The 25,766-nt window shown below is 64.1% G+C and carries 20 protein-coding genes; 10 read left to right on the plus strand and 10 right to left on the minus strand.

All coding sequences use genetic code 11. From position 1 onward, the window contains the following. The first annotated feature begins 116 nt into the window (after positions 1 to 116). The 4 genes from PAN31108_RS12845 to PAN31108_RS12860 all read left to right on the plus strand — a co-directional run bounded on the left by PAN31108_RS12845 (position 117) and on the right by PAN31108_RS12860 (position 5,049). Positions 117 to 1,655, plus strand: a complete 1,539-nt coding sequence (locus tag PAN31108_RS12845) for an ABC transporter ATP-binding protein (protein ID WP_150669249.1) — start codon at positions 117 to 119, stop codon at positions 1,653 to 1,655. A 122-nt stretch (positions 1,656 to 1,777) separates the two neighbouring features. Continuing rightward, positions 1,778 to 2,884, plus strand: coding sequence for an ABC transporter permease (locus PAN31108_RS12850; RefSeq protein WP_246183936.1), 1,107 nt, complete (start codon positions 1,778 to 1,780; stop codon positions 2,882 to 2,884). A gap of 10 nt (positions 2,885 to 2,894) precedes the next feature. Next, on the plus strand, positions 2,895 to 3,824 hold the full coding sequence (locus tag PAN31108_RS12855; RefSeq protein WP_150669250.1) for an ABC transporter permease: 930 nt from the start codon (positions 2,895 to 2,897) through the stop codon (positions 3,822 to 3,824). Between the two features lie 76 nt (positions 3,825 to 3,900). Next, on the plus strand, positions 3,901 to 5,049 hold the full coding sequence (locus PAN31108_RS12860) for a BMP family ABC transporter substrate-binding protein (protein ID WP_150669251.1): 1,149 nt from the start codon (positions 3,901 to 3,903) through the stop codon (positions 5,047 to 5,049). Positions 5,050 to 5,269: 220 nt separating this feature from the next. Here PAN31108_RS12860 and PAN31108_RS12865 read toward each other — a convergent pair whose 3' ends face one another. Then, entirely contained in the window at positions 5,270 to 5,839 is a 570-nt protein-coding gene (locus PAN31108_RS12865; RefSeq protein WP_150669252.1) for a cupin domain-containing protein, read from the minus strand. A 407-nt stretch (positions 5,840 to 6,246) separates the two neighbouring features. Between PAN31108_RS12865 and PAN31108_RS12870 the strand changes: the two genes are divergently transcribed. Both PAN31108_RS12870 and PAN31108_RS12875 read left to right on the plus strand, forming a co-directional pair. Continuing rightward, positions 6,247 to 7,842, plus strand: a complete 1,596-nt coding sequence (locus PAN31108_RS12870; protein WP_150669253.1) for an ABC-F family ATPase — start codon at positions 6,247 to 6,249, stop codon at positions 7,840 to 7,842. A gap of 361 nt (positions 7,843 to 8,203) precedes the next feature. Continuing rightward, positions 8,204 to 9,637 carry an aldehyde dehydrogenase family protein gene (locus PAN31108_RS12875; protein WP_150669254.1) on the plus strand — a complete coding sequence of 478 codons (1,434 nt, stop codon included), beginning with the start codon at positions 8,204 to 8,206 and terminating at the stop codon, positions 9,635 to 9,637. Here the strand turns inward: PAN31108_RS12875 and PAN31108_RS12880 are convergent. The 7 genes from PAN31108_RS12880 to PAN31108_RS12905 form a co-directional block, all read right to left on the minus strand. Continuing rightward, positions 9,618 to 9,833 (minus strand): DUF1289 domain-containing protein, encoded by a 216-nt coding sequence (locus PAN31108_RS12880; protein ID WP_150669255.1) that lies wholly within the window; start codon positions 9,831 to 9,833, stop codon positions 9,618 to 9,620. The genes PAN31108_RS12875 and PAN31108_RS12880 overlap by 20 nt on opposite strands. 384 nt (positions 9,834 to 10,217) lie before the next feature. Beyond that, the gene (locus PAN31108_RS12885; RefSeq protein WP_150669256.1) at positions 10,218 to 11,528 is read right to left on the minus strand and encodes a phospholipase A; all 1,311 of its coding nucleotides are present in this window, start codon (positions 11,526 to 11,528) and stop codon (positions 10,218 to 10,220) included. A 55-nt stretch (positions 11,529 to 11,583) separates the two neighbouring features. After that, positions 11,584 to 13,260: a sensor domain-containing diguanylate cyclase gene (locus PAN31108_RS12890; protein WP_150669257.1), complete on the minus strand. Its 1,677-nt coding sequence runs from the start codon at positions 13,258 to 13,260 to the stop codon at positions 11,584 to 11,586. A gap of 24 nt (positions 13,261 to 13,284) precedes the next feature. After that, positions 13,285 to 14,619: a putative bifunctional diguanylate cyclase/phosphodiesterase gene (locus PAN31108_RS12895; RefSeq protein ID WP_150669258.1), complete on the minus strand. Its 1,335-nt coding sequence runs from the start codon at positions 14,617 to 14,619 to the stop codon at positions 13,285 to 13,287. Next, positions 14,616 to 14,780 (minus strand): hypothetical protein, encoded by a 165-nt coding sequence (locus tag PAN31108_RS26375; protein ID WP_174994969.1) that lies wholly within the window; start codon positions 14,778 to 14,780, stop codon positions 14,616 to 14,618. The genes PAN31108_RS12895 and PAN31108_RS26375 overlap by 4 nt, the downstream gene beginning before the upstream one ends. A 199-nt stretch (positions 14,781 to 14,979) precedes the next feature. Beyond that, entirely contained in the window at positions 14,980 to 16,230 is a 1,251-nt protein-coding gene (locus PAN31108_RS12900) for an NAD(P)/FAD-dependent oxidoreductase (RefSeq protein WP_150669259.1), read from the minus strand. A 457-nt stretch (positions 16,231 to 16,687) separates the two neighbouring features. Further along, complete coding sequence (locus PAN31108_RS12905; protein WP_150669260.1) at positions 16,688 to 17,158, minus strand: Cd(II)/Pb(II)-responsive transcriptional regulator; 471 nt, start codon at positions 17,156 to 17,158, stop codon at positions 16,688 to 16,690. A 68-nt stretch (positions 17,159 to 17,226) separates the two neighbouring features. Here PAN31108_RS12905 and PAN31108_RS12910 point away from each other — a divergent pair, with 68 nt between their 5' ends. Further along, positions 17,227 to 19,713, plus strand: a complete 2,487-nt coding sequence (locus PAN31108_RS12910; RefSeq protein WP_150669261.1) for a heavy metal translocating P-type ATPase — start codon at positions 17,227 to 17,229, stop codon at positions 19,711 to 19,713. A gap of 89 nt (positions 19,714 to 19,802) precedes the next feature. Here PAN31108_RS12910 and PAN31108_RS12915 read toward each other — a convergent pair whose 3' ends face one another. Both PAN31108_RS12915 and PAN31108_RS12920 read right to left on the minus strand, forming a co-directional pair. Beyond that, positions 19,803 to 20,729, minus strand: coding sequence for a CHAD domain-containing protein (locus PAN31108_RS12915; RefSeq protein WP_174994970.1), 927 nt, complete (start codon positions 20,727 to 20,729; stop codon positions 19,803 to 19,805). 359 nt (positions 20,730 to 21,088) lie between these two features. Further along, on the minus strand, positions 21,089 to 21,367 hold the full coding sequence (locus tag PAN31108_RS12920; RefSeq protein WP_150669263.1) for an HU family DNA-binding protein: 279 nt from the start codon (positions 21,365 to 21,367) through the stop codon (positions 21,089 to 21,091). Positions 21,368 to 21,875: 508 nt separating this feature from the next. On the opposite strand from PAN31108_RS12920, the gene PAN31108_RS12925 reads away from it, so the two are divergent. From PAN31108_RS12925 to PAN31108_RS12935, 3 genes are all read left to right on the plus strand, one after another. Further along, a complete protein-coding gene (locus tag PAN31108_RS12925) occupies positions 21,876 to 22,715 on the plus strand; it encodes a phosphodiesterase (protein WP_150669264.1) in 840 nt (279 codons plus the stop codon). A gap of 369 nt (positions 22,716 to 23,084) precedes the next feature. Further along, positions 23,085 to 24,539 (plus strand): PelD GGDEF domain-containing protein, encoded by a 1,455-nt coding sequence (locus tag PAN31108_RS12930; RefSeq protein ID WP_150669265.1) that lies wholly within the window; start codon positions 23,085 to 23,087, stop codon positions 24,537 to 24,539. Next, positions 24,532 to 25,764: a lipopolysaccharide N-acetylglucosaminyl transferase gene (locus PAN31108_RS12935; RefSeq protein ID WP_150669266.1), complete on the plus strand. Its 1,233-nt coding sequence runs from the start codon at positions 24,532 to 24,534 to the stop codon at positions 25,762 to 25,764. The genes PAN31108_RS12930 and PAN31108_RS12935 overlap by 8 nt, the downstream gene beginning before the upstream one ends. Positions 25,765 to 25,766: the final 2 nt, after the last annotated feature.

Here is a 25,766-nt window from a genome sequence, read left to right on the forward strand (position 1 = left end):
GTTATTGACGCAGGCTCGACATTTCTTCACGAATTGGGTATTTTCGGACCGCCCTGACCGAAACACCGGCAACTCGGGCATCGCAGATTTCTTAACCTCCGCCAGTGACCATTTCCATGCAAGCAACGCCACGCCTGGCGCTGACCGGCATCACCAAACGCTATCCGAGCGTGGTGGCCAACGACGATATCGCGTTGAGCGTATTACCTGGCGAGATTCATGCCGTACTGGGTGAGAACGGCGCAGGCAAGAGCACGTTGATGAAGATCATCTACGGCGCCGTGCGCCCGGATGCCGGGGAGATCCGCTGGGAAGGTCAGCCGGTGAGCATCGAGAGTCCGGCGGCGGCGCGCCGGCTCGGCATCGGCATGGTGTTTCAGCATTTCTCGCTGTTCGAGACGCTCACCGTTACCGAGAATATTGCCCTCGCGCTCGACGACACCGGTCACGATTTGAAGGCGCTCTCGCATCGTATTCGCGACGTGTCGACGCAATACGGTCTGGAAGTCGATCCGGCGCGTCATGTGCACAACCTGTCGGTCGGCGAGCGCCAGCGCGTGGAGATCGTGCGCTGCCTGTTGCAGAACCCACGTCTGCTAATCATGGACGAGCCGACGTCGGTGCTCACGCCGCAGGCCGTCCAGAAGCTTTTCACTACGCTGCGCCGGCTTGCGGCCGAAGGGTGCAGCATCGTCTACATCAGTCACAAGCTCGACGAAATCCGCGATCTCTGCGATCGCGCGACCGTGCTGCGTGGCGGCCGTGTCTCGGGGCACGCCGTGCCGCGCGAGGAGACGGCCGAGACGCTCGCGCAGATGATGATCGGGCGGGCGCTGCCGCAGATCGAGCGGCGCGCGCATCAGCCGGGCGACGTGCTGTTGTCGCTGCGCCATCTGTCGATGGCGAGCGACGATCCGTTCGGCACCTCGCTGCACGACGTCAGTCTCGATGTGCACGCCGGGGAAATCGTCGGGATTGCCGGGGTGTCCGGCAATGGACAGGCCGAACTGCTGGCGGCGCTCTCCGGTGAGACGCGGGCGCCGAATGCCGACGCCATTGCCCTGAACGACCGGGCCGTCGGACGCATGGGCGCCGCGGCACGTCGCCGTCTCGGACTGGCGTTCGTGCCCGAAGAGCGTCTGGGGCGCGGCGCGGTGCCCGGCATGTCGCTGACCGACAATGCCCTGCTCGGCGCGTCCGGCACGGCGCATCTCGGACTGCTGCGCGGTGGATGGATTCGTCGCGGTGCGCTGCGCAAATTCGCGTCGCTGTGCATCGAACGCTTCCATGTGAAGGCTGGCGGGCCGGACGCGGCGGCGCAAAGCCTCTCGGGCGGCAATTTGCAGAAGTTCATCGTCGGACGCGAAATCCTGCAAGAGCCGCGCGTGCTCGTCGTGGCGCAGCCGACCTGGGGGGTGGATGTGGGCGCGGCGGCTTTCATTCGTCAACAGTTGCTGGACTTGTCGGCCCGTGGCGTTGCGGTGCTGGTGCTGTCCGAAGAGCTGGACGAGCTGTTCGAGATTTGCGACCGGATCACCGTGCTGGCGCAGGGGCGTTTGTCGCCCGTGCGCAAGCCGGAGCAGACCGATGCGCGCGAGATCGGCTTATGGATGGCGGGGATGTTCCCCGGCGGTCCCGGCGAGCGCGCTGCCTGATTCACACGGTTCACACGGTTCACACGGTTGTCGGTGTGGGGGCCGCGGGTACCATCGGCCCATACTGCCCGGCACCGACGCTGTCACCGTCACTGTAACGTTTTCATCGATTTCCAGACACCATGTTCGACTTCACGCTTGAGCCACGGCCAAGTCCTTCGCACACCATGCGGCTCGCCATGCCGCTGGTGGCCACGCTCATCACGCTTGCCGGCGGCGTGCTCATCTTCAGCTTCCTCGGCAAGCATCCCGCACAGGCGATGGCTGCGTTTTTCCTCGCACCGATCAGCAGCCTGAACGGCTGGTCGGAGTTGCTTCTCAAGGCCTCGCCGTTGTGCCTGATCGCGTTGGGGTTGGCCATCGGCTATCGCGCCAACGTCTGGAACATCGGGGCGGAGGGCCAACTGCTGCTCGGCGGCATCTTCGCGTCGGGCGTCGCCATTCATTTCGACGGTCATGGCGGCCCGTGGCTGCTGCCGTTGATGATGGCGGCCGGGGCGCTCGGCGGCATGCTGTGGGCGGCCATTCCGGCGCTGCTGCGCGTGCGCTTCAACGCCAACGAGATCCTGGTGAGCCTGATGCTTACGTACGTCGCCACGCAGTTGCTGATCTATCTGGTCAGCGGCCCGTGGCAAGACCCGCATGGCATGAACTTTCCGCAATCGATCAACTTCAGCCGCGACGCGCTGTTCCCGCGCTTTTTCGGCAACTGGCACTGGGCGGCATGGCGGGGGACCCGGCTTAATGCGTCGGTCTTCATGGCGGTGCTTGCCGTGCCCGCAGCATGGTGCTTCATGCGCAAGAGCTTCGCGGGTTATCGGATGGAAGTCGGCGGGCTGGCGCCGCTCGCCGCGCGTTACGCCGGATATTCCGAGCCGCGCGCCGTCTGGCTGGCGTTGCTCATCGGCGGTGCGGCTGCGGGACTGGCAGGCACCGGTGAAGTGGCCGGTCCGGTCGGCCAGTTGCAGGCGACATGGGCGCCGGGCTACGGCTTTACCGCGATCATCGTGGCGTTCGTCGGCCGTCTGCATCCGGTGGGCATCGTGCTCGCGAGCCTGCTTATGGCGCTGCTGTATCTCGGCGGTGAAGCAGTGCAGACATCGCTTCAATTGCCCAAGGCCATCAGCGGCGTGTTTCAGGGGCTGCTGCTGTTCAGCCTGCTGGGCTGCGACGTATTCGTGAACTACCGCCTGCGACGTCGCGCCCGCGCGCTGACGCGTGGCGCCTGAGGAGCGCGGCATGGACTGGATCAATCTGCTCACGCCGCTGGCCGCGAGTGCCGTGATCGCGGCCATCCCGCTGATGCTCGCCGCCCTCGGCGAACTCGTGACGGAGAAGTCGGGGGTGCTCAACCTCGGCGTGGAAGGCACGATGCTCATGGGCGCGATCGGCGCCTTCGCCGTGACCGTGCACACGGGCAACCTCTGGCTCGGCGTGCTCGCGGGCGTTGCGGCGGGCGTGGCGATGTCCGCCATCTTCGCGTGGCTCACGCTCACGCTCATGGCCAATCAGGTTGCAACGGGCCTGGCGCTGACGATCTTCGGCATTGGCCTATCGGCCTACGTCGGCCGTCCGTACACCGACGCCACGATCCCGATGCTGCGCGACATGCCGATTCCGGGCCTGTCGTCGATTCCGGTGCTCGGGCCGTCGATCTTCTCGCTCAACCCGCTGGGCTACCTCTCGGTCGTGCTCCTCGCGGCGATTGCGTGGTTCCTGTATCGCTCGCGTGCGGGGCTGGTGCTGCGCTCGATCGGCGAAGCGCCCTCGGTGGCGCACGCGATCGGGTACCCGGTCGTGCGGATTCGCTATCTTGCGACGCTGTTCGGCGGCGCGATGTCGGGGCTGGCCGGTGCGTATTACGCCGTGGGCTATCTGCGGCTCTGGCAAGAAAATCTGACGGCGGGGCGCGGCTGGATCGCGCTGGCGCTGGTGGTGTTTGCGACGTGGCGTCCCGGGCGTACCGCGCTCGGTGCGCTGCTGTTCGGCGTGGTCATGGCCTTGCAGTTTCAGGCGCAGGCGATGGGCATCCGTATTCCGTCGCAAGCGCTGGCGAGCCTGCCGTATCTCGCGACCATCGTCGTGCTGGTGATCATCTCGCGCAATCGTCAGACGATTCGCCTGAATGCCCCCGCGTCGCTGGGGAAGCCGTTCTTTGCAGGGTCCTGAGTGCCGGGCAAGCTTTCGGGTATTGCGCAGCGCTGCATGAATTCAACTGAAACAATCGATGACGAGGAGAAAATCGATGCGACGTAAAGTCCTGATCACGATGGCAAGCCTGGCGGCCGCCATGCTGGTTTCCGCCTGCGGCAAGCAGGAAAACACGACGGCGAACGCCCCGGCAGCGGCGTCCGATGCGCAGGCGTCGGCCGCGCCGGCGGGCAAAGGCCCGATGGGCGTGGCATTCGTCTACATCGGCAACCCGGGCGATGCCGGCTGGACCTACGCGCACGAGCAGGGCGCGAAGGCCGTCGAAGCCAGGTTCGGCGACAAGGTCACTGTGACGCGCGTGGAGAATGTGCCGGAAGGCGCCGACTCGGAGCGTGTGTTCCGCGATCTGGCGAGCAAGGGCAACAAGCTGGTCTTCGGGACGTCGTTCGGTTACATGGACTCGATGGTGAAGACCGCCGCCGATTTCCCGGATGTGACGTTCGAGCATGCCACGGGCTTCAAGTCGGCGCCGAACCTCGGCACCTACGACGTTCGTACCTACGAAGGCGCGCATCTGGCCGGTGTGGTCGGCGGGTATGTGACGAAGTCGAACGTGATCGGTTACGTGGCGTCGGTGCCGATTCCCGAAGTGATCCGCAATATCGATGCGTTCACTATCGCCGCACGCGAAGTCAATCCGAAGGTCAAGGTCAAGGTTGTCTGGATCAATAGCTGGTTCGATCCGGGCAAGGAGCGTCAGGCGGCGGAATCGCTCGTAGGGCAGGGGGCGGACGTGCTGATGCAGAACGTCGACTCGGCCGTCGTCATGCAAGTGGCCGAAGAAAAGAAGATTCACGCGTTCGGCTGGGATTCGGACATGAGCAAGTTCGGCCCGAACGCGCATCTCGCCTCGGCAGCCATCGACTGGAGCAAGTACTACGTCCGCACGGTCGACGAAGTGATGCAGGGCAAGTGGAAGAACACGCCGGTCTGGGGCGGCATTAAGGAAGACGAGATCAATCTCGTGGCCATCAACGACAAGGCGGTGCCGGAAGCGGCGCGCAAGGCAGTGGCCGCGCGCCACGATGCGATTCGCGACGGCAAGTACGACCCGTTCACCGGCCCGATCAAGGGGCAGGACGGCAAGGAAATCGTGCCGGCCGGCAAAACGCTCAACGACGACGAGAAGCACCAGATCAACTGGTTCGTGGAAGGTGTCGAGGGGTCGCTGCCGAAGCAGTAACGTTGTCATGCCGTCATGCCGTCATGCCGTGCGAGGCGGCTTGCCGCGGCCTGACGTTTCGCGGCTTGATTCGGCTTTAGTTGACTTAAAGCGGTTTCAAGCGGCTTCAAGCGGCTTCAGGCGGTTCGGAGCGGCTTCAGGCCGCGAAAGTGAAAAGCGCAATGGAAAAACCGCCGGTGTGTGCCGGCGGTTTTTTTATGGGCGGCCGTCGGGCGGCGCGTCAGTCGACGACCAGCTGTGCGGGCTTCGCCTTGTCGTCCTTGGCGAGTTTTGCCGCAGCCGGACTGGCGACCGACAGCGGTTGCTGTGCCTCGCGAGCATAGAACACGAGCAGTTCGGCGCCGGTGTCGCCCGTCACGCCCCGATGCGGGACGTCGACCAGTTCGGTGATCGTCTGACCGGCGGCGAAGGCGCGTCGTGCACCGTTATCGGCCCGCTCGACGCTCAGATTGCCCGCTGCCACGTACGCCACGACCGGCATCGCATGCGTGTGCCAGTCCAGACGGGTGTTGGGGGCGATGGTAATGCGCACGAGTGTCGGCTCCGGCACGCCGGCGGGGTAGGCCTTGTAGCGTGTTTGATCCCATGCCGTGGTGGATTTGGCGAGCGTTTCCGTGGCGACGCCGCTTGGCGCGGCAGGTGCGGCGGCTTGCTTCTTCGGCGGCGGAAGGTCCGCCAGCGCGCGCATCGGCGCGCTCAGCAGTGCAAGCGTGGTCAGCGCGACGGCCAGCAGCGGGGTGCGGCGGGTGGTATGACGTTGGGGGAAAGCGGAATTGGGGTGGGTCGTCATCAGAGCTCAAAGGTGAGTTGGAGAGCGGAAAAGAAACCGGTCGAAAAGTCGAAAGCTCGAAAGCTGGAAAAGTCGAGATATCGAAAGCTCGAAAAATCGACACGGCGGTATGACCGGACGGAACGTCTGACGCGAAAAATTGCGACAGGTCGTGCGTCGCTCCGCCCCGGCCGGCGGCCGTTTGCGAGTGGTCTTCGGGTGTCGTTGCATTGGCATCCGAATGGATTCGCACACGGCTCGGCGTAGTCTAAAGTCGGCAAAATCCGGCAGGCGGAAGTCACGTCATGAATAGGACCGTTCCTAAGCCGGTGGGTCGGACGAGGGGCGCGTGACACGCATCGGTGCTAAAATGTCAGGTTTCGTGGCGCGATTTCGTGCCGCCGCACCTCATCTCCCGGATACCGCCTGTGCTGTCTACCGCCAATATCACGATGCAATTCGGCGCCAAGCCGCTCTTCGAGAACATCTCCGTCAAGTTCGGCGGGGGCAACCGCTATGGCCTGATCGGCGCCAACGGTTGCGGCAAGTCGACGTTCATGAAGATTCTCGGCAGCGATCTGGAGCCGAGCGCCGGCAACGTCATGCTCGAACCCAACGTGCGTCTGGGCAAGCTCAAACAGGACCAGTTCGCATACGAGGACATGCGTGTACTCGACGTGGTGATGATGGGCCATACCGAAATGTGGGCCGCCATGAGCGAGCGCGACGCGATCTACGCGAATCCGGACGCCACGGACGACGACTACATGCACGCGGCGGAACTCGAAGCGAAGTTCGCCGAGTACGACGGCTATACGGCTGAGGCACGCGCGGGCGAACTGCTGCTGGGCGTGGGCATTCCCACGGAACAGCATCAGGGGCCGATGAGCAACGTCGCACCGGGCTGGAAACTGCGTGTGCTGCTCGCGCAGGCGCTGTTCTCGAACCCGGACGTGCTGCTGCTCGACGAACCGACCAACAACCTGGACATCAATACGATCCGCTGGCTGGAAGACGTGCTCAACGAGCGCAACTCCACCATGATCATCATTTCGCACGATCGCCACTTCCTGAATGCCGTGTGTACGCACATGGCGGACATGGACTACGGCACGCTGAAGATCTACCCGGGCAACTACGACGACTACATGCTGGCGTCGGCACAGGCGCGCGAGCGTCAGATGGCGGCCAACGCGAAGGCCAAGGAACGCATCACCGACTTGCAAGACTTTGTGCGCCGCTTCTCGGCAAACAAGTCGAAGGCGCGTCAGGCGACGAGCCGTCTCAAGCAGATCGACAAGATCAAGGTCGAGGACATCAAGCCGTCGTCGCGTCAGAACCCGTTCATCCGTTTCGAGTTCGAGAAGAAGTTGCACAACCTCGCATTCGAATTCGAGGGCATTTCGAAGGCTTACGACCGTCAGATCTTCAAGAACTTCTCGGGCGCCGTGCGCGCGGGTGAGCGTGTGGCGATCATTGGTGAGAACGGTGCAGGCAAGACCACGCTGCTGCGTAGCCTGATGGCCGACCTGCCGGTCGATTCGGGCAACGTGAAGTGGGCCGAGAACGCGAACATCGGTTATATGCCGCAGGATACGTCCGAGGCATTTCCGGAAGACATGACGCTGACCGACTGGATGACGCAGTGGGGCAAGGAAGGCGACGACGATCAGGTCATTCGTGGCTCGCTCGGCCGTCTGCTGTTCGGTGGCGACGATGTGGGCAAGTCGGTGCGTGTGCTCTCCGGTGGCGAGAAGGGACGCATGATCTGGGGCAAGCTGATGCTTGGCCGTCACAACGTCATGATGATGGACGAGCCGACCAACCACATGGACATGGAGTCGATCGAATCGCTCCAGATCGCGCTCGACAAGTATCCGGGCACGCTGATTTTTGTCTCGCATGACCGGGAATTCGTGTCGGGCCTGGCCACGCGCATCATCGAAGTGAAGAACGATGGCACGCTGGTCGATTATGCGGGCACTTACGACGAGTATCTGGCCAGCCAGGGCGTGGAAGTCTGACCCCTGACACCGCGCGTTCTACCCCGTAATCCCCGACAGGGCGCTTGCATGGCAGGCGCCCTGTTTGCGTATACGTTGCCTGATTTGCTCACGTTGCGTTCAGGGTCTTGATGTATATCGGTGGGCGTTACCTGTCGTGAGTGCGACCTCGGTCGACGTCGCACGATGACGTGATTCGATTGCGCGATTCGATTGCGGGATTCCGGCTGTCCGAAGACGGTCTCGGAATTCAGGAAGGCACGCGTCGGAGAAAGCCGATTTCCCCCGAGGCGTGAGAGGCGCGACGTAGCGCGGACTACAATGGCCGTTCGTCGATTGTTCATCGCCATTTCATTCTTACGACGTCAGCAGGAGACTTTGCATGAAGACATACGACAAGTTCTTTATCGATGGGCAGTGGGTGACGCCGGTCGGACGCGGCATGCTGGACGTCTTCCACTCGGCCGACGCAACGCTGATGGGACGCATTCCCGAGGGGGCGGCAGAAGATACCGAAGCCGCCGTGGCGGCGGCGCTGAAGGCGCGCGATCGCTGGGCTGCCACAACACCGGCGGAGCGTGCCGGTTATCTGCGCAAGATCGCGGCGGGTTTGAAGGCGCGTACCGAGGTGCTGGCGCAAGTCATGACGGGCGAGACGGGCATGCCGATCAAGCTCGTGCGCGCCATTCAGGTCGGCGGCCCGGTCTATCACTGGAACCAGTACGCCGAACTGGTCGAATCGTTCGCGTTCGAAGCGCGCGTGGGCAACTCGCTCGTGGTGCGCGAACCCGTCGGCGTGGTGGGCGCGATCACGCCGTGGAATTACCCGCTCAATCAAATTACGCTGAAGGTCGCACCGGCGCTGGCTGCGGGGTGCACGGTCGTGCTCAAACCTTCCGAGGTGGCGCCGTTCAACGCTTTCATCCTCGCGGAAGTCATCGCCGAGGCCGGGCTGCCGCCCGGCGTCTTCAATCTTGTCACGGGACTTGGGCCAGTGGTGGGCGAGGTGCTGGCACGTCATCCGGATGTGGATATGGTGTCGTTTACCGGCTCGACGCGCGCGGGCAAGCGGGTTTCCGAAGTGGCGTCGCAGACGGTCAAGCGCGTGGCGCTGGAACTGGGCGGTAAGTCGGCGTCCGTGGTGCTCGACGACGCCGATCTGGCGGCGGCGGTGAAGGGCACGCTCAACGCTTGCTATCTGAACTCGGGACAGACTTGCTCGGCGCACACGCGCATGCTCGTGCCGGCGTCGCGCTATGAGGAGGTCAAAGCATTGGCGAAGGACGCTGTCGCGCGCTTCGCGCTGGGCGATCCGCGTGAGGAAACGACACGTCTCGGCCCGCTCGCGTCGGCGGCGCAGCGTGAGCGCGTGCAGGCCTATATCCGCAAGGGATTGGCGGAGGGGGCCGAACTCATCGCCGGGGGCGAGACGGTGCCGGAGGGCTTCGAGTCAGGATTCTTCGTTCAGCCGACGATACTCGGCCGCGTGGCGCCGGATGCCACGGTCGCGCAAGAGGAGATTTTCGGTCCGGTACTCTCGATCATCACGTATCAGGACGAAGCCGACGCCGTGCGCATCGCCAACGACTCCATCTATGGGCTGGGCGGCGGCGTTTGGTCGGGCGATGAAGCGCGCGCTGTGCGCGTGGCGCGCCGGATCCGCACCGGGCAGGTGGACATCAACGGTGGGGAGTTCAATGTGCAGGCCCCGTTCGGCGGTTTCAAGCAATCGGGGCACGGCCGCGAAAACGGCGTGTACGGCTTCGAGGAATTCCTCGAATACAAGTCGCTTCAGTTCAAGTCCGCGAAGTCGTAGAACTGCTATCGCAAAAGCGCATTGCCGTGCCGTCGCGCGCGATGCGCTCCCATACCGCCGCTTTCTCCTGGTCGGTGAAAAACACCCAGTTGGAGACTTCGTAGGCGGTGCGGCCGCACCCTTTGCAGACGTCGTCGAAGAGGGTCGAGCAAACGCCGATGCAGGGGCTGTCGGGGCGGTCGTGCAGTTCGGACATAGGGGCAGAGTCGGCCAGCGTTGGCTGGCGTGTCGGAGAATGTCGCCATTATCGCATCGAAGACCGAGACCGGTTTCGATTCCCCTACGGCCTGGTGCGGGCGGTGGACATTCGCGCCGAATTCCGGTTCAGGCGCGCCATCGCCATGACGGATGGCCGCTTCCCGAGGTTGCGGCATCGAGGGCCGTGCAATAGTGAGCGGTAATTGTCACCGGCAATTGTCACCGGCAACAATCACCGGCAATAATCACCGTCACTCATGACTGCCGCTCATTATCGCCACTCGTGAGCACCATTGGAGGCTGGCTACGATCGTCGACATCCCCAGCATCATCCGCGCTCCCGACTTGTCCAGCACGACCAGCATTACGAGCATTACGAGCATTACCAGCGGAATACGCTGTAGCCGATGCGCACCTGCGATGGGGAATGGCGGTTGTAGTCGAGCAGGTCCTCGCCGTAGCCGGTGAAGTAACCGAGCCAGATGTAGCCGCCGGTGCCCGGAATCAGCTTACCGAGCGGGTAGGTCACCTGCACGTCCACGCTGCCGTAGTTGCGCTTCATGCCTTTACGCAACGTCGCTCCGATCTGCCAGCCGTTGGGTTTGCCCCAAAGGACGAGCAGATCCATGTAGCCGCGGTAGTTCTGGATATCGGCGTTGTCCTTTTTCTCCAGATAGGCATAGAGCTTCGGGGCGACCGTCCAGTGATATTCCGACGGATTGCCGAATGTGAGGATCGGTTTGACGAAAACGGTGTTGATGCTGCGGGAGTCGTCGCCGGCCTTGCCGTTGGATTCGTGCTCGATACCGGCGGCGACGCCCAGCGAGGAGAACCAGCCGGCCCGCACGCCGGTATCGGGGACGTAGTAGAACAGACTCGGACGATAGTTGGAGTCGCGAAACGGTGCGGACTCGGCTTCCAGATCCCATATCGACAACTGCGTGTAGCCGAAATACAGGTTGTCGAGGAATGACTTCGATGCCGGATTGTCCGGCTTCAGGATGTGGAACTTGAAGCTCAGTTGAAAGCGCGCGTTCGCATCGCCATTTTTTCCGAAGGCGATGTACATCGGTTCGTTGGACGAGATGCGGGCGAATTCGGCGTCGGCCGTTGGTGCGATGGCATCGGCCGACGTGGCTGCCACCGTGCCGGATGCGGACGATGCCGCGATTGCACCGGCGCTGGCAGCACCAGCGGTGCCTGCGGCAGTGGCGGTATCGCTATCTGCCGGGCGCGGGGACGCGGCGACCATGGCCTCGGCGGGCGCGGCGCGATCGAGGACGATGGTCGTCGTGGAGGCATCCCAGTCGACGGGCTCGATGCGCACGGCGCCGCGCAGTTCCTTTGGCAGTACGGCAGAGTAAGCGACGCGACGGAACTGACCGTTGGCGAGTGTGACTTGCGCTGGCGCGACGGCTTCGCGTTTCAGGCGCAACAACGTGGGCTTGAAGTCGTCGTTGGAGATCCGGACAACGATTTCATCCGGTAACCGGATGGTTTTTCGCCCCGGGGAGTCTTGCGTCGCCAGCAGGGTCAGTTGCAACGGGGCGCCGCCGGTGAGCGCGCGAGGCGGTTGCAACAGCGACAGGTCGGCGCGTGCAGCACCGCTCAGGGCCAGGCAGAGGGCTGCCGCGCCGATCTGAATGGCGCGTCGCGGCGATGGGGCGAACGTGGTGAGATTCGTCTTGAGCATCGGTCCGGTCTGAGTTGATGAGTTGGCAACCTCAGGCGGCAATGCCCGAAGTCGGTTACGGCTCGCCTCGGGTGAGCACCCGGAGGTCGGATTCGCGGGCGCAGCGATCGCGTCCGCGAGATTTGGCAAGGTACAGTGCTGCGTCGGCCCGTTGCAGCCACGCATTGTCGTCGTCCCCCTTGTGCCACTGGGCGATGCCGGCACTTATCGTGAACTGTAGCGTGCGGCCGTCCGCATGGATGTGTGCCGCGCGAACGGCCTCGCGCAAGCGTTCTGCGGCGTCGAAAGCGCGTGCCTCGTTGGCGCCACTCAGGATAATAGCGAATTCTTCGCCGCCCAAACGACCGCAGATGTCATCTTCGCGTAACGATTCGTGACAAAGACGGACAAAGGTGGCGAGCACGGTGTCGCCGAGCGCATGGCCCCACGTGTCGTTGATCTGCTTGAAATGGTCGAGATCGATGAGAATGACGCAGGTCGGTACTTCGGTCGTTTCGGCCCGTATCACTTCGGCGCGCAGGCGTTTGAGGAAGTGTCCGCGAGACAGCGCGCCCGTGAGCGTGTCGTATTTGACCTCATGTTCCAGCGCCGCGTTCTTGGCCAGCGTATCGCTCAGATGAAGCTTTTCGCGTCTCAGATAGCGAACGAGCAAATACGAGGCTCCCGCCAGACTGAGCAGCAGGGCGAAGACCAGCGCGGCGTAACGACGCCGCTCCACGGAGAGGCTGCCGAGCGTTGGCGCCTCGCTCATCGTGTAGATCACCATTTCGCCGTCGGACGACGTCTCGGCCTCCAGCAGATACGGCTGATTATCCGGGCGTACACGCACCAGCCGTGCGTTGTGCGCGCTTTCTTCGGCGGCCGGCACCGGTTGCAGAAAGCCGGGTGTCCCGGGGGCAAGGTCGTAGCTCTCGATGGGAACGACGGTGAAGTCTTCCTGCTGATAGAGGTGGCGGCGCTCCGGACGCGAGAGCTTGAACACGGCGGCGCCCGGCACGGCGAGACCCGTGAATGTCGGGTCGTTGGCGAGTACGATCACGCCATTGACGTCGGTGATGAACGACGCGCCGCTGTCGACCCAGTGCGACAGGCGTCGAATGCCGAGCTTTACGGCCACCACGCCGACGAGCATGCCGTCGGCATAGACAGGCGCGGTGAAGAAGATGCCCGGCATCCCCGTCTTGCGGCCTGTCACATACTGTTGGCCGGAGCCGCCGAGCACCGCAGCATTAAAGTAGGCGCGGTCGCCGTAACGGTCGCCGACCAGGGGGTTCGACGAATGGAAGTCGCTGGACGCGATCGTGGTGCCGTCGGGCGTGCCCAGCCAGACGATGTCCGCACCGAAGTACAGCTGCGCCGCACGCAGAAGCTCATTGACGGGTTTAAGAACGGGGTCGGCGAGCAGGATTTCGCGCGCCTTGTCCTGAGGGACGTCCGTCAACGGATGTGTGGCGATCGTTCTTGCCGCCTGCTGGATCTGCTCGATCTCGGCCAGCACCTGCGGGATGCCGCGAATGAGCGTCAGATCCTGATTGACGGTATGGACGGTACCGTGGGCGAGCCGGGTAGCGATGCTGCGCTCTTCGTACAGCAGACGCGCTGCACGATTCGCCACGAGCTGGTCGGCAGCGAAGCGCGCCAGCGCCCACGCGATGAGAACGCAGACGAGGGCGACCATACCGCGCAGAAAAGCGGAGGCGGCATGGTGGCGGTTGAGAAGAGCGTTGACCAACGGCTGAGGCGGTTGCTGACGCGTTTACAGGCGCCCGTGCCAGTCTCGAATGAACGTTTCGATGTGCCCGGGCGGTAAGGGACGCGTGCAATGATACCCCTGCCAGGCGTGACAGCCCATAGAGGCGAGCGCATCTCGTTGCGCACTGGTCTCCACGCCTTCGGCTATCGTCTCGATTTCCAGCTTTCGGGCGATGGCGATGATCGCGCGAATCAGTTCCGTGTCGTAGCCGCCGAGCAACACGCCGGCCACGAACTGGTAATCGATCTTGACCGTGCCGAACGGCCAGCGCTTGAGGCGCACGAAGCTGGAGTAGCCGGTGCCGAAATCGTCGAGCGACAGGCGAACGCCCATCGCGACGAGTTCGTTCATCAGCGTGGCGGCCTCGTCGAGATGCGAAATCAGCGACGATTCCGTGATCTCGATTTCGAGCTTGTCCGGCGGCACGCGATGATGCTTGAGCGCGTAGCGAACCGTCTCGAGCGTCTGCACGCGCATTTGCTGTGCCGACAGATTCACGGCCACGCGAGGATACTCCTCGCCGGCCGTGTGCCATTGGTCGAGTTGCCGGCAGGCCTCGTGCAGCGTCCAGTCGCCGATCGGGCCGATGACGTCGCAACGCTCTGCAGCAGGAATGAATTCGCCGGGCATGATCAGTTCGTCGTCGCGTTGCCAGCGAATGAGCGCTTCCAGCCCGGTCAGCCGGTGGCTGCGCATGTCGATCTGGGGCTGATAGTGAAGACGAAACTCGGAGTCCGACAAGGCGCGGCCGATGGCATTGCGCCAGTAATGTTCGTTGCCCGCGTCGTCGGGCGGCGCGATGCCTTCGGTCGGCGCGGCCGGCGCGTCCGTGACGAGAAAACGCGACGCGCTCTCGCGAATGGCCTGATCCGCGACGTCCGACGTATGCTCGAGCAACGTGGCCGGCCAGACAGGCACCTGGGGCAAATGCGTGATCCCGGCCGAGATGATCGGGTAGAGCAGCCCATTGCCGCAAGGCACCGGCGATTCGCCCGCCCGGATGAAGCGGCGCGTGATCTGAACGGCGGCCTCCCGGCTGCCGAGGTCGCGCAACAGAATGGCGATCTGCTGATCCGAGACGCGACCGATGAGGTCGCGGCGGCGAATGCGCGAGCCGATGCGAAACGCCACCGTGGCGAGCAGGTCGGCGTCGGAAATGGCGGGTTGGCTGGTCGCCGTGCGCTGGCCCCGGCCCACGTGCAGCACGATCAGCGCGCTGTGACTATTGGGCGGACTCGGGGTGCGCAACTCGAGGCTGAGGGCGCGCAACAGCCGCTGGCGATCCAGCAGCAGATCGGCGAGGACGACTTGCCGTCGCAGCGCGTTGGTATCGTTCATCTCGGCAGGCAGGCAAACGTCGCCTGAACGGTTGAACGTTTGTCACCGCCGCATTCAACAGCGGTGATGCCGACGATGCGGCCGGCGAGGCCCCCGAGCAGGAAAAGCCCACGCGTCGAACAGGTCGTGCCGCCAGAAAAACCTTGAATCATGTTCTGCATAAGACGCGTAAATATGTCGGCCGGGTGGCTTGGAGCGAACCGGCAAGCCCGTCGGCATGCTGTCACTTCTGGCTTTCAGGCAGACCGCGCGCAAGGCGTGGTCCGACGAGATGCTCGTGCCCGATTGCGAAACCGGGTCCTTTGACCATTAACGGCACCCGCGCCTGAAAATTGAGTGCGGGTTTCACCTATGGCCGGCTTAGCGCGGACGCGCAAACCATTCGCGCCCTTTCAGCATGAAGTCCCAATAAACTTTTGGCAGCACGTACTTTTTCAGTACCCAGGCAAAACGGTTCGCATGCGTACCATCGACGGGGAATGTAGGGAGAAGTTTCCCTCCATAGCCGAATTCCGCAAGCACGATCTTGCCATGCTCGACGGTAAGCGGACAGGCGCCGTAACCGTCGTAATGCAAGGAAAGGGGACGGTTGTCCATTGTCGCGAGCAGATTCTCGGCGACGACGACCGCTTGTTTGCGCGCTGCCGCTGCGGTCTTGGCGTTCGGTGCGGATATCGCATCGCCGAGGCCGAACACATTGGCGTAGCGTGCGTGGCGCAGCGTTGCCGGATCGACTTCGCACCAGCCCGCAGCGTCGGCCAGCGGGCTCGCACGCAATACATCGGGCGCGCTTTGCGGCGGCACGACATGGAGAAAATCGAAAGGCTTGTCGATAAACTGCGATTGACCGTCGGCGTCGAAGATTTCGAAGCGTGCAACGCGACGCTCGCCGTCCACGGCGCGCAGATGCGAGAGGTGATTGAGCGAGATGCGATATCGCTGCACATATTCCATCAGCGCGGGCACGTAATCCTTCACGCCGAAGAGCGCAGGTGCCACGAGATGAAACTCGATCGACGTCTTGTCGAGCACGCCATGTTGCCGCCATGTATCGGCCGACAAATACATCGCCTTCTGCGGCGCACCCGCGCACTTGATCGGCATCGGCGGCTGTGTGAACAGCGCGTTTCCGCCTTTGAATTCGCGAACCAGCGACCAGGTATAGGGCGCGAGATCGAAGCGATAGTTGGACGTCACGCCATTGCGGCCAAGTGTTTCGCTCAGCCCGTCGATGGCCTCCCAGTTCAATTGCAGGCCGGGCGCGACGATCAGAAATCGGTAGCCGAGACGGCGACCGTCCGAGAGCAGGACTTGCCGATGTTCCGGCGCGAATGCCGTGATCGCCGCCTGGACCCAGTTCACGCCCTCGGGAATGACGCTCGACATCGGACGCGCTGTGCGGGCCGCATCGAATTCGCCTGCGCCGACCAGCGTCCATGCCGGCTGATAGTAGTGCGTGTCGGCCGGATCCACGATCGTGATCGAGAGCGACGGACGGCGTCGTCGCAGGCTTGCGGCGACCGAGATGCCTGCGGCCCCTGCGCCCATGATGACGATGTCGGCGCTACTTTGCGTCGCGGGTGCTGGCGTAGCGGATACATCGCTGGACATACGGTCTCCGGCAAATGAGGTGAGCAAAAATTGAAACGGATTACGAGATATCGAAGCGTATCGCGATCGCTGCGCAGCGTCTCACATGATGCACAAACGACGGCAGATACGATGTGTGCGGGACATTGTATAGAAACTATGCCGTTTTGCCCCTGTTTTCGCGGTGAAAACGGCGCGACTCGATGGGTTTGCGCAAACACTTCCCTTCGTCACGTCCGGTAAAACGCGCGGCGGCAGTTTGGCAGGCGGACGTGCGGTCATCGCGTCGCGCACGGAATTGCCGCAGGGGGAGGAAGCGCTAAAGGACGAGCTAACGGACGAGCTAACGGACGAGGTACAGGACGAGGTACAGAGCGGATTGCGGTGCGCGTGCCGGGGCGCCATCGCCATGTCGCCCGGTGTGCCTCGATGACGGCCTGCCCGCATCGCATTTGCGCGCGCACGATCACGCGCGATGTCACGAATGCAGCGGGTCGTGATCGCACGAAACTTCGATAGGGTCAGTGTCGCTGTGACAGGCGCACGCTTCCCCGTGGGCGCCTTGCATGAGCGCGCGAAGGATGCCGCAGTCGCTCGTGCCGTGACGGCTCTGGCATTGCGCTTGCAGATGAAGCAGCTGCTGCTCCAGCGCCTGCAATTCATGGATGCGGGCGTGCACGCGCGCCAGATGCGCTTCGATGAGCTGATTGGCGTCTTCGCATGTGACGCTCGTGTCGTGCGCGAGTTCACCGAGCCGTTTGGCGTCGGCTAGCGGCATATCGAGCGAGCGGCAATGACGGATGAAGCGCAGCGCTTCCACATGTTCGTCGCCGTAAGCGCGATAACCCGCATCGGTACGCGGCGGCGGCGGCAGCAGGCCGGCGCGCTCGTAGTAGCGGATGGTTTCGACATCGGTTCCCGCCGCGCGGGCCAGTTCGCCGATTTTCATGCTTGACTCCGTAGTCACTACAGGGTTTTGAATGGAGGGTAACACGAATCAAGTCACCAGGAGTTCACATGTCCAACCCCTCGGATCCGGTCCGTCTGGCGGGCGCGACGACGGCGCCACGCAAGACGCCCGGCTACGCGGACATCGCCGGTCAGCCGCAGTGCTGCGACGGCGGACACTCGCACGATCGCGATCCTCACTTTCCTTCGCACGATCACGCGCGTGATCACGATCATGGTCACGACCACGACCACGACCACGACCACGACCACCGGCATGGTCATGACCACGGTCATGATCACGCGCACGACCATGCCGGCGCGAGCGGGGCGGCGGCTCACACACACGGCGGCACGTCCTGTTGCGCCGGTGCGGCCACTCTCGCGCCGCCCGTGCCGGCACCCGAGACGGGCGCGCCGCAAGCCCGCTTCCGTATCGATCAGATGGACTGCCCGACGGAAGAGCGTCTGATTCGCGACCAGCTCGAACGTCAGCCCGGTATCGACGCGTTGTATTTCAATCTGCTCAAGCGTGAGTTGACGGTCGTTTTCGATGCGGGCGCGTCGGCCGACGAGGTGAGTCGCCAGAGCGATGCGGCGGCGCAGACGCTTCGCAAACTGGGCATGACGCCCGTGTCGCTGAGTGGCGCACACGCCAATGCCGCGCCGGCGCCTGCTGGCCGCAAAAGCGATGTCGCACGTCTTGTCGCCGGTGGCGTGCTTGCCGCCGCGAGCGAAATCGCTGTCTGGTCGGGCGTGCCGGAGCACAGCCCCTGGGTCGGCGCGATGGTCGTCGCCGCGATTCTGGCGTGTGGCCTGCCGACCCTCAAAAAGGGCTGGATTGCGCTGCGTCACTTCACGCTCAATATCCACTTCCTGATGTCGCTGGCCGTGACCGGCGCGATGTTCATCGGCCAGTGGCCGGAAGCCGCGATGGTGATCGTGCTCTTCGCGCTGTCCGAGAAGCTCGAAGCGGCGTCGCTGACTCGTGCGCGCCGCGCCGTAGAGGCGCTCATGCGGCTCGCGCCGGAGCAGGCGTCGGTCGAACAGGCAGATGGCAGTTGGGCCGACGTCCCGGCGGCATCGCTGGCAGTCGGCTCCCGGGTGCGCGCCCGTCCGGGCGAGCGGATCGCGATCGACGGTGTGATCGAGCAAGGCAGTTCCGCGCTGAATCAGGCGTCGATCACCGGCGAGAGTGTGCCCGTCGACAAGACGGTGGGCGACGAAGTCTTCGCCGGCAGCATCAACGAAAGCGGGCTGATCGTGTATCGCACGAACGTGGCTCCCGGCGATACGACGCTCGCCCGCATTGTGCGAATCGTCGAGACGGCGCAACAACAGCGCTCGCCGACACAGCGGTTCGTCGACCAGTTCTCGCGCATCTACACCCCGGTCGTTGTCCTCTGCGCGTTGCTGGTCGCGCTGGTGCCGCCGCTGGCGTTCGGTCTCGCGTGGTCGCCGTGGATCTACAAGGCGCTCGTGATGCTGGTGATCGCCTGCCCGTGCGCGCTCGTGATTTCCACACCGGTCACCGTCGTCAGCGGTCTGACGGCGGCGGCGCGTGCCGGCATTCTGATCAAGGGAGGGGCCTTTCTGGAAAGCGGACGTCTGATTCGGGCAGTCGCGCTGGACAAGACCGGCACGCTCACCCGCGGCGAGCCGGTACTGACGGATATTGTGCCGCTCGGTGCGACGTCGCGCGATGAAGCGCTGACGCTGGCCGCAGCGCTCGATGCCCAGACCACGCATCCGATTGCGCGCGCCGTCGTGGACGGCCACACGCAGGCGGGGCTGGGCGCGCTGCCGTCCGTGACCGACTTCGAAGCGCTTGCCGGCATGGGCGTGAAGGGACGGGTTGGCCAGACGCTGTATTACCTCGGCAATCACCGTCTGATCGAGTCGCTCGGTGTGTGCAACGCCGACGTGGAGGCGGAACTGACGCGCCTCGAAGCGCAGGCGCGTACCGCGATCGTGCTGGCCGATGAAACCCGGGCGATTGCCGTGCTCGCGGTGGCCGACACCCTGCGCGAGGAAAGCCGCGAGGCGATCGCACGACTGGCAAAAATGGGGGTGGCCACCGTCATGCTGACAGGCGACAACCGCGCGACCGCGCAGGTGATCGGCGAGCAGGCGGGGGTGTCGGACGTACGTGCCGAGATGCTGCCGGAAGACAAGTGGCAAGCGGTGTCGTCACTGCGCGAGACATACGGTCACGTCGGGATGGTGGGCGATGGCATCAACGATGCGCCTGCGCTCGCGGCGGCAGATGTTGGATTTGCGATGGGTGTGACAGGCACCGATAGCGCACTCGAGACGGCAGACGTAACGCTCATGGACGACGATTTGCGCAAACTGCCGGCTTTTCTGGCGCTGTCGAAGCGCTCGGCGTCGGTGCTCAGGCAGAACATTGCGGTGGCGCTGTCGATCAAGGCCGTGTTCTTCGCGCTGGCGTTCGTCGGGCTGGCGTCTCTTTGGATGGCGGTGTTCGCGGACGTTGGCGCCAGTCTGCTGGTAATCGCCAACGGCATGCGCCTGCTGCGTACGAGAGTGGTGTGAGGCAGCGGGTGAGGCGGGATGTAAGGCAGTTAGGTGAAGCGAGGTATTGTGCGCGGAGCGATGCGACGGTGCGTGAGCCTGTCCGTCGCTCAACCACGGCGCATGCCGCGCTCGAGGGCCTGTGCGTCAGGCAACTGGCACAGCACGTGCGCGGCGCGGCTCGTGGCGTTGACGATGATCGTATCGAGACGTCCCGACAGCATGTCGCGCTGGGCAACGGCAATCGGCAGGTCCTCCAGCATCCGCTGTGCGACAACGGCGTCGTTGAGGTGGCCCAGCAAGGTCTGCGCGGCTCGCAGCGTGTCCTGATACGGCGCACGAATCGACTTGCGCATCCATGGTGTCAGTGCCTCGGCGCTGTAGCGGGCCTGCTTGATCTTCACGCGCAACGCGTGCAACTGCTCCGTGTCGAGCATCGCCAACTGGCGGCAGTCGGGAAAGAGCGCAATGTAGCGTTCGCGCACCACGTTGTGAGCATGTCTCGCCAGTGCGCGCGGCTTTTTCCCCGGTGTTCGCGACGGGCGTCGCAGCGCTTTGGCGGTGCCGACATCCGCACGGCCGTCATCCCGAACCCCGAAGGCCTCGATCAGCAGCCCATGCAATGCGCCTTGTCGCTCACTGGTCAGGGCTTGCGTGGCTTGTTCGAGGGCAGTGCTGCGAAGGCGTGTAAGGTGCGCATCGACCGCGATCCAGTCGACGTCAGGGTATTCGAGTCGCAGCGCAGGGAGCGTCTCGTTGGCCAGCACATCGGCGTCGCGTGCCGGTCCCATCGCGTGGCCGAGCCAGCGCAACTCGGCTTTCAACCGACGATGCCAGCGGGGCTTGAGCCACGGCGAGAAAACGTCGATCAATGCGCGAAGACGGCGCGTCGCAATGCGTAATTGATGTACCGATTCCGGTGAGATGTCCACGACACGGCTGTCGTCTTCCGATGCCGGCGCGCATGCCGTTGGCAACGGCGGCCATTGCGTCAACGCAGACGCGGCGAGGGAGATGAGCAGGCGGGAAGCCGACATGCTGCGCATCTCGGCAGCGCTCGGCAAAACGACGTCTTCCGCAACGCCGGCACGTGCGTCGTGGGATGCATGAAAGGATTGGGAAGCTGCGGCGGGAGCCGCTGTCGGCACGCGTGTCATGTTACGCAACATAGCATAACGGCAATGGCTCGCGTCAGATTGATACGCGTCGCGGGCGCCCGGTCTCCGGGAGCGGTGCGCAGGACACCCGCGAGGCACGCAGCGTCACATCAGTCGTGGTCCTCGCGAGAGGATGACGTGACGCTTCTCATTGCCACCCATCGCGCCACGTGACAACGTGTGCCGAGGCGAGCAAAAAAGATAGGCCGGCACGGAGGCCGGCCTGCGCGCAACTGGTTTTACTTCTTGTTCACAGCGTCCTTGAACGCCTTACCAGCCGTGAACTTCACGGTCTTGGCTGCCGGGATCTTGATCGCTTCGCCGGTCTTCGGGTTGCGGCCCGTACGTGCAGCGCGCTTGCCCGAACCGAACGAGCCGAAGCCGATCAACTGGACGGTATCACCCTTCGCGACAGCCTTCTTGACAACCTCGATCAACGTGTCGATGGTCTCGCCCGTCTGAGCCTTGCTTGCACCCGTTTGGCCGGCAACGGCGTCGATCAGTTCCTGTTTGTTCATGTGTGTTTCCCTTGAGAGGTGGTGAATACCGGCGACAACTCTAACACTTTCGCCATTTGACGAGTGTCGGTGTTGTATCCGCGCCATATGGCACGCGGCACACGCCAGAATGTCGCCTTCACGGCACGTTACGCAAACGCGATCCGAGGACCGCTTTTGTCACGTATCGCGAGGGCGCCGGCACTGGCCGGGCAGCCGCATTATAGAGCCTTCGGCGGGCTGTGGGCCAGTCCTGACAACGGTTTGCGGCGATTTTGTTGTGCGATGCCCCGTACTTTCTCGTTCTTGACGATAAAACCCCGGCAACTGCGGGCATCTCCGGTCATACCTCCTCGCAATCCCTTGCTGGGCGGGCTTTGGGAGTTTCCCTAGCGTTTTGGGGCTTGCGCATTCAGGTGTCTTTTGGTTGGCATTGGCAGCGACTTTTCGGGGGACGCCTGAAATTCATTCGGGTGTCATCTGCGATGGCTAGCGTTGCGCCGCCGTCAACGCTCAAGGAATCGCCTTCATGCTGCTCTGTCAGATCACCGATCTTCACATCACGCGCCCCGGCGTGTTGTCGTGCGGTCGCGTCGATACCGCTCGCGCCTTGCGTCGGGCGATCGCCACGATCAATCGTTGGACCCCGCGTCCCGACGCCGTTATTGCCACCGGCGACCTGATCGACACCCCGTATCTACCGGAATATCTATCGGAATACGAAGGACTTCGCGAGTGTCTCTCCGACCTTGAAATTCCGGTGTATCTGGCCGTCGGCAATCACGATCATCGTGAAGGACTGCGCGAGGCTTTTCCGGCGCATGGCTATCTGCGCACCGGCAACGAATTTATCCAGTACCGGATCGACTTGGGACCGCTCACGGTTTTGGTCCTCGATACGCAGGATCCGCCCGGCGCCGGCGGCCATTTGTACGACGCCCGCCTGCACTGGCTCGACGAACAACTCATGGCGTGCGAAGGCCGTCCCACCATCATCGCCATGCATCATCCGCCGTTCGATACCGGCATCGCCTTCATGGACGGCTACGGCCTCTCGGCGCAAGGCCGGGCGGGCTTCGGTCGCGTGAGTTCACGCCACCGTCACATCGAGCGGGTGATCTGCGGTCATCTGCACCGCAGCATTCACGCGAGGGTGGAGGGCGCGCCCGGCATCATGGCAAGCACATGCGTGTCGACGGCGCATCAGATCACGCTGGGACTCGCGCCGCACGCGCCCGGATCGATCACGCTTGAGCCGCCTGGCTTCGCGATGCACCTGTGGCAACCGGGCGCCGGACTGCGCACGCACCTGGCCTATGTCGGCCCCCATGAAGGCCCGTTCACGTTCGAGGGTAAATCGTTATCCTGAAGGATTCATGCGGGTTGGCGGGCAGAAAAAATGGGGACGAAAGTAGGACTGCGCGTGTGTAAAGTGCATTGCCATCAAACAAACAAGATCAGTTCGGATCAGCAGTCAAAGGCTGTCCCGGTACGCAAGATTCGCGGGACGCGAGCGACGGGTCTTTCCAAAGGCACTGTCGATCCGTGGCCCAGACCCAGGCATGAACGAAAAGGCCGGGCAGGGCACCTTCTGATAACGGGGAATCATGCAGACCGCCATCGCGCATTTCTTGCGCGTTCGCCCGCATTGCGCGGGCATTTCGATGGCTGGCAATCGCGCGGCGTGTGAGAGTCGGCACGCGGGTACCCGGTGGATCCCGATTGCCGCGAACGCCACGTGACTGCCGCCACGCCCAACGACACCGATTCGGCGCGTGCATCGTCATCGTCGCATCCATCCGACGCTTCTGCCGCGTCGGCAACGGCTGCCCGCGTGCGGCGTTCCCAGCCGCTCGGCAATCTGGGGCGGTGGGGGCGGCGAGTCGCGCCGGCCATCGCGCGCCCCTTCGCGCTGCTGGAGGTGGTGAGCCTCACGCTGCTTGCCGTGCTGATCGCGTGGCGGCTGCGCCCCGACGACCCCTTGCTGCTCACCGCGCAATTTCCGTGGCTATGGCTCGTGACGCTCGTCGCGGCATTGCGCTACGGCTCGCTGGCGGGTGTGGCGAGCGGAGCGCTGCTCATGGCGGCGTGGCACGTCTTCTATGGCCTGGCGGGGGGCGCGTTCCCGATGGCGCATTTCGCGGGTGGTATGACGCTGGCGTTAGTCGCCGGTCACTTCTGCGATATCTGGTCGCATCGCGCGCATCGCGCACAAGGCATCAACGCTTATTACGGCGATCGCCTCGTCGCGATCACCCACAACCACTATCTGTTGCGCGTCTCGCACGAACGGCTGGAGCGCGACCTGCTGGCGCGCCCGGTGACGTTGCGCGATGCGCTCACCCGTCTGCGCGATCTCACGGTTCGCCGTTCGGCCGACGCGCACGGCGCCCCCGGCGGGTTGCCCAATGCGCAACCGATGCTCGAATTTGCCGCGCTCACCTGCCAGATCGAAGTCGCCTCGCTATTCTCGGTGCGCGGCGCACGGCTGGCGACGACGCCTGTCGCGCGGGTCGGCGAGGGGTTCGAACCGGATGCCGACGATCCGCTCGTGCGCCATTGCCTGAACGAAGGCACGCTGGCCCATGTCAGGGCGGACAACGCTGCGACCCAGGACAGCCCCTACCTCGCCTGTGCCCCGGTGCTCGACGCCGACGGCACCCTGACCAGCGTCCTGATCGTGCGCCGTATGCCGTTCCTCGCGCTCAACCACGACAACCTGCAACTGCTGCTGGTACTGCTTGCCTACTACGCGGATGGCGTCGCGCATCAGCCGTTGGTCGCCGCAGTGAGGGCTTCGGTGCCGCAAGCACCGTACGACTTTGCCCTTGAACTGGGGCGACTGGCCCGGCTCAAGCGCGCGAGCGGCATCGAGTCGTCGCTGGTGGCGCTGGCATTCCCCCGGGGGGCGCGTGGCGATTCGTTGTTCGAGCAGACGGTTCGCCAACGGCGCGCGCTCGATGCGTTGTGGACCATCGGCACGCCGCGCAAGCAGATCGCCATCGCCTTGATGCCGATTACCGACGAGCATGGCATCGACGGGTATCTGATGCGCGTCGAGACCCTGCTGCGCCAGCAATACGACGTGGATTTTCAGAGCGCTCACGTCGCGGTGCATACCGCACACATCGACGCCGAAGCACCCGGCGACGGCTTGCGCAAACTCATGGAGCGTTGTGTCGAGCATGCCTGAGCACAAGCCTGAACGCGGTACCGCGAAACCCGCCTGGCGGCTACGGCAGCGTGGCGCCGCGCGGGGGTTTCGTCTGCTGCGATGGGCGCTGACGCTGGGCCTTGCCGTGTTTGCCTTGACGGCGCAGTGGCAGGCGGCGCGTGTCGTGCTGCTAAGCGAAACGTGGGGGGCTGTGCAGGCCACTCCCGCACTGAGCGCACTGAGCGCTGCGACCCGTGTGACCGATCCCTCCGCCCTGGCCGCTGACGCCATGCCTTACGTGCTGGCGTGGCAAGCCGTTGCGGCATTGCTTGCAGGTGGGTTCATGACGCTGGCGTTGCCGTCCGGTTATCGCGAGCGGCGTGGCGTGTTCTGGCATATCGCGCTGGTGACGTTCTTCTTGCCGGTGGCGGGCATGGTCGTCGTGATGGGCGTGCTGGCGATCGGCTGCCTGTTCCCGCCGCCCCGCGCGCTGCCTGTCGCGGGGCGGGTGGCGACGCCCGGATTCGTCTCGCATCTGCTCACGCGGGTTCGCCATGGCGCCGGGATACGGCTGCGGGCACGGCTGCGCAACCTCCATGGCGAGCGAGACGATCGCGTGGCGGCGCTGATCTCGGTGCAGGCGCTGCCGTCGCGCGTGACGAGTGAGATTGCGCGCGACCTGCTGGGCGATCCGGTGGAGGAGGTGCGCTTGCTCGCATACGGCATTCTCGACGGGCTGGAGAAACGCATCATGCAGCAGATCTTCGCCATGCGTGAGCGCCACACGGCCGCGCAGGACGACGACGAGCGCGCGCACGCGTGCGTTTGTCTCGCCCAGCTCTACTGGGAGTTGATTTACCAGAATCTGGTGCGCGGCGAAGTCCTGCGTTTTACGCTGGGGCGCGTCGAGCAGTTCGCGCGCGAGGCTTTGGAGCAGCATGAGGACGATGCCTCCATGTGGTACTTGCTCGGACGTTGCGCGCTGTTGCGCGAGACCCCGGATGCGGCCGAAATGCATCTGCGTCAGGCGCAGTTTCACAGTTTCCCGACGGAGCGGTTGCTGCCATGGCTGGCCGAAGCGGCGTTTCAGAAGCGTCGCTACGATCGGGTCGCGTATCTGCTTGGCGGGCTCGGCGGCGGCGTCGCCGGGGCGAGCGGCGCAAAGGGTGCAACTGGCACAACTGGCACAGCGGGTGCTAGGGGTGCCAAGGGTGCAGCGGCGTCGCCCGCGGTGCAGCCTGCCGTACGTTTCTGGACACGGTGAGC

Source organism: Pandoraea anhela (genome assembly GCF_902459655.1).
In the GTDB taxonomy this organism is placed as follows: Bacteria; Pseudomonadota; Gammaproteobacteria; order Burkholderiales; family Burkholderiaceae; genus Pandoraea; species Pandoraea anhela.

Excerpts from the sequence above, each read along its gene's own strand:
- PAN31108_RS12845 (WP_150669249.1), top strand. The coding sequence starts at position 117 with ATGCAAGCAACGCCACGCCTGGCGCTGACCGGCATCACCAAACGCTAT.
- PAN31108_RS12850 (WP_246183936.1), top strand. The coding sequence starts at position 1,778 with ATGTTCGACTTCACGCTTGAGCCACGGCCAAGTCCTTCGCACACCATG.
- PAN31108_RS12855 (WP_150669250.1), top strand. The coding sequence starts at position 2,895 with ATGGACTGGATCAATCTGCTCACGCCGCTGGCCGCGAGTGCCGTGATC.
- PAN31108_RS12860 (WP_150669251.1), top strand. The coding sequence starts at position 3,901 with ATGCGACGTAAAGTCCTGATCACGATGGCAAGCCTGGCGGCCGCCATG.
- PAN31108_RS12865 (WP_150669252.1), bottom strand. The coding sequence starts at position 5,839 with ATGACGACCCACCCCAATTCCGCTTTCCCCCAACGTCATACCACCCGC.
- PAN31108_RS12875 (WP_150669254.1), top strand. The coding sequence starts at position 8,204 with ATGAAGACATACGACAAGTTCTTTATCGATGGGCAGTGGGTGACGCCG.
- PAN31108_RS12880 (WP_150669255.1), bottom strand. The coding sequence starts at position 9,833 with ATGTCCGAACTGCACGACCGCCCCGACAGCCCCTGCATCGGCGTTTGC.
- PAN31108_RS12885 (WP_150669256.1), bottom strand. The coding sequence starts at position 11,528 with ATGCTCAAGACGAATCTCACCACGTTCGCCCCATCGCCGCGACGCGCC.
- PAN31108_RS12895 (WP_150669258.1), bottom strand. The coding sequence starts at position 14,619 with ATGAACGATACCAACGCGCTGCGACGGCAAGTCGTCCTCGCCGATCTG.
- PAN31108_RS26375 (WP_174994969.1), bottom strand. The coding sequence starts at position 14,780 with ATGCAGAACATGATTCAAGGTTTTTCTGGCGGCACGACCTGTTCGACG.
- PAN31108_RS12900 (WP_150669259.1), bottom strand. The coding sequence starts at position 16,230 with ATGTCCAGCGATGTATCCGCTACGCCAGCACCCGCGACGCAAAGTAGC.
- PAN31108_RS12905 (WP_150669260.1), bottom strand. The coding sequence starts at position 17,158 with ATGAAAATCGGCGAACTGGCCCGCGCGGCGGGAACCGATGTCGAAACC.
- PAN31108_RS12910 (WP_150669261.1), top strand. The coding sequence starts at position 17,227 with ATGTCCAACCCCTCGGATCCGGTCCGTCTGGCGGGCGCGACGACGGCG.
- PAN31108_RS12915 (WP_174994970.1), bottom strand. The coding sequence starts at position 20,729 with ATGTCGGCTTCCCGCCTGCTCATCTCCCTCGCCGCGTCTGCGTTGACG.
- PAN31108_RS12920 (WP_150669263.1), bottom strand. The coding sequence starts at position 21,367 with ATGAACAAACAGGAACTGATCGACGCCGTTGCCGGCCAAACGGGTGCA.
- PAN31108_RS12925 (WP_150669264.1), top strand. The coding sequence starts at position 21,876 with ATGCTGCTCTGTCAGATCACCGATCTTCACATCACGCGCCCCGGCGTG.
- PAN31108_RS12935 (WP_150669266.1), top strand. The coding sequence starts at position 24,532 with ATGCCTGAGCACAAGCCTGAACGCGGTACCGCGAAACCCGCCTGGCGG.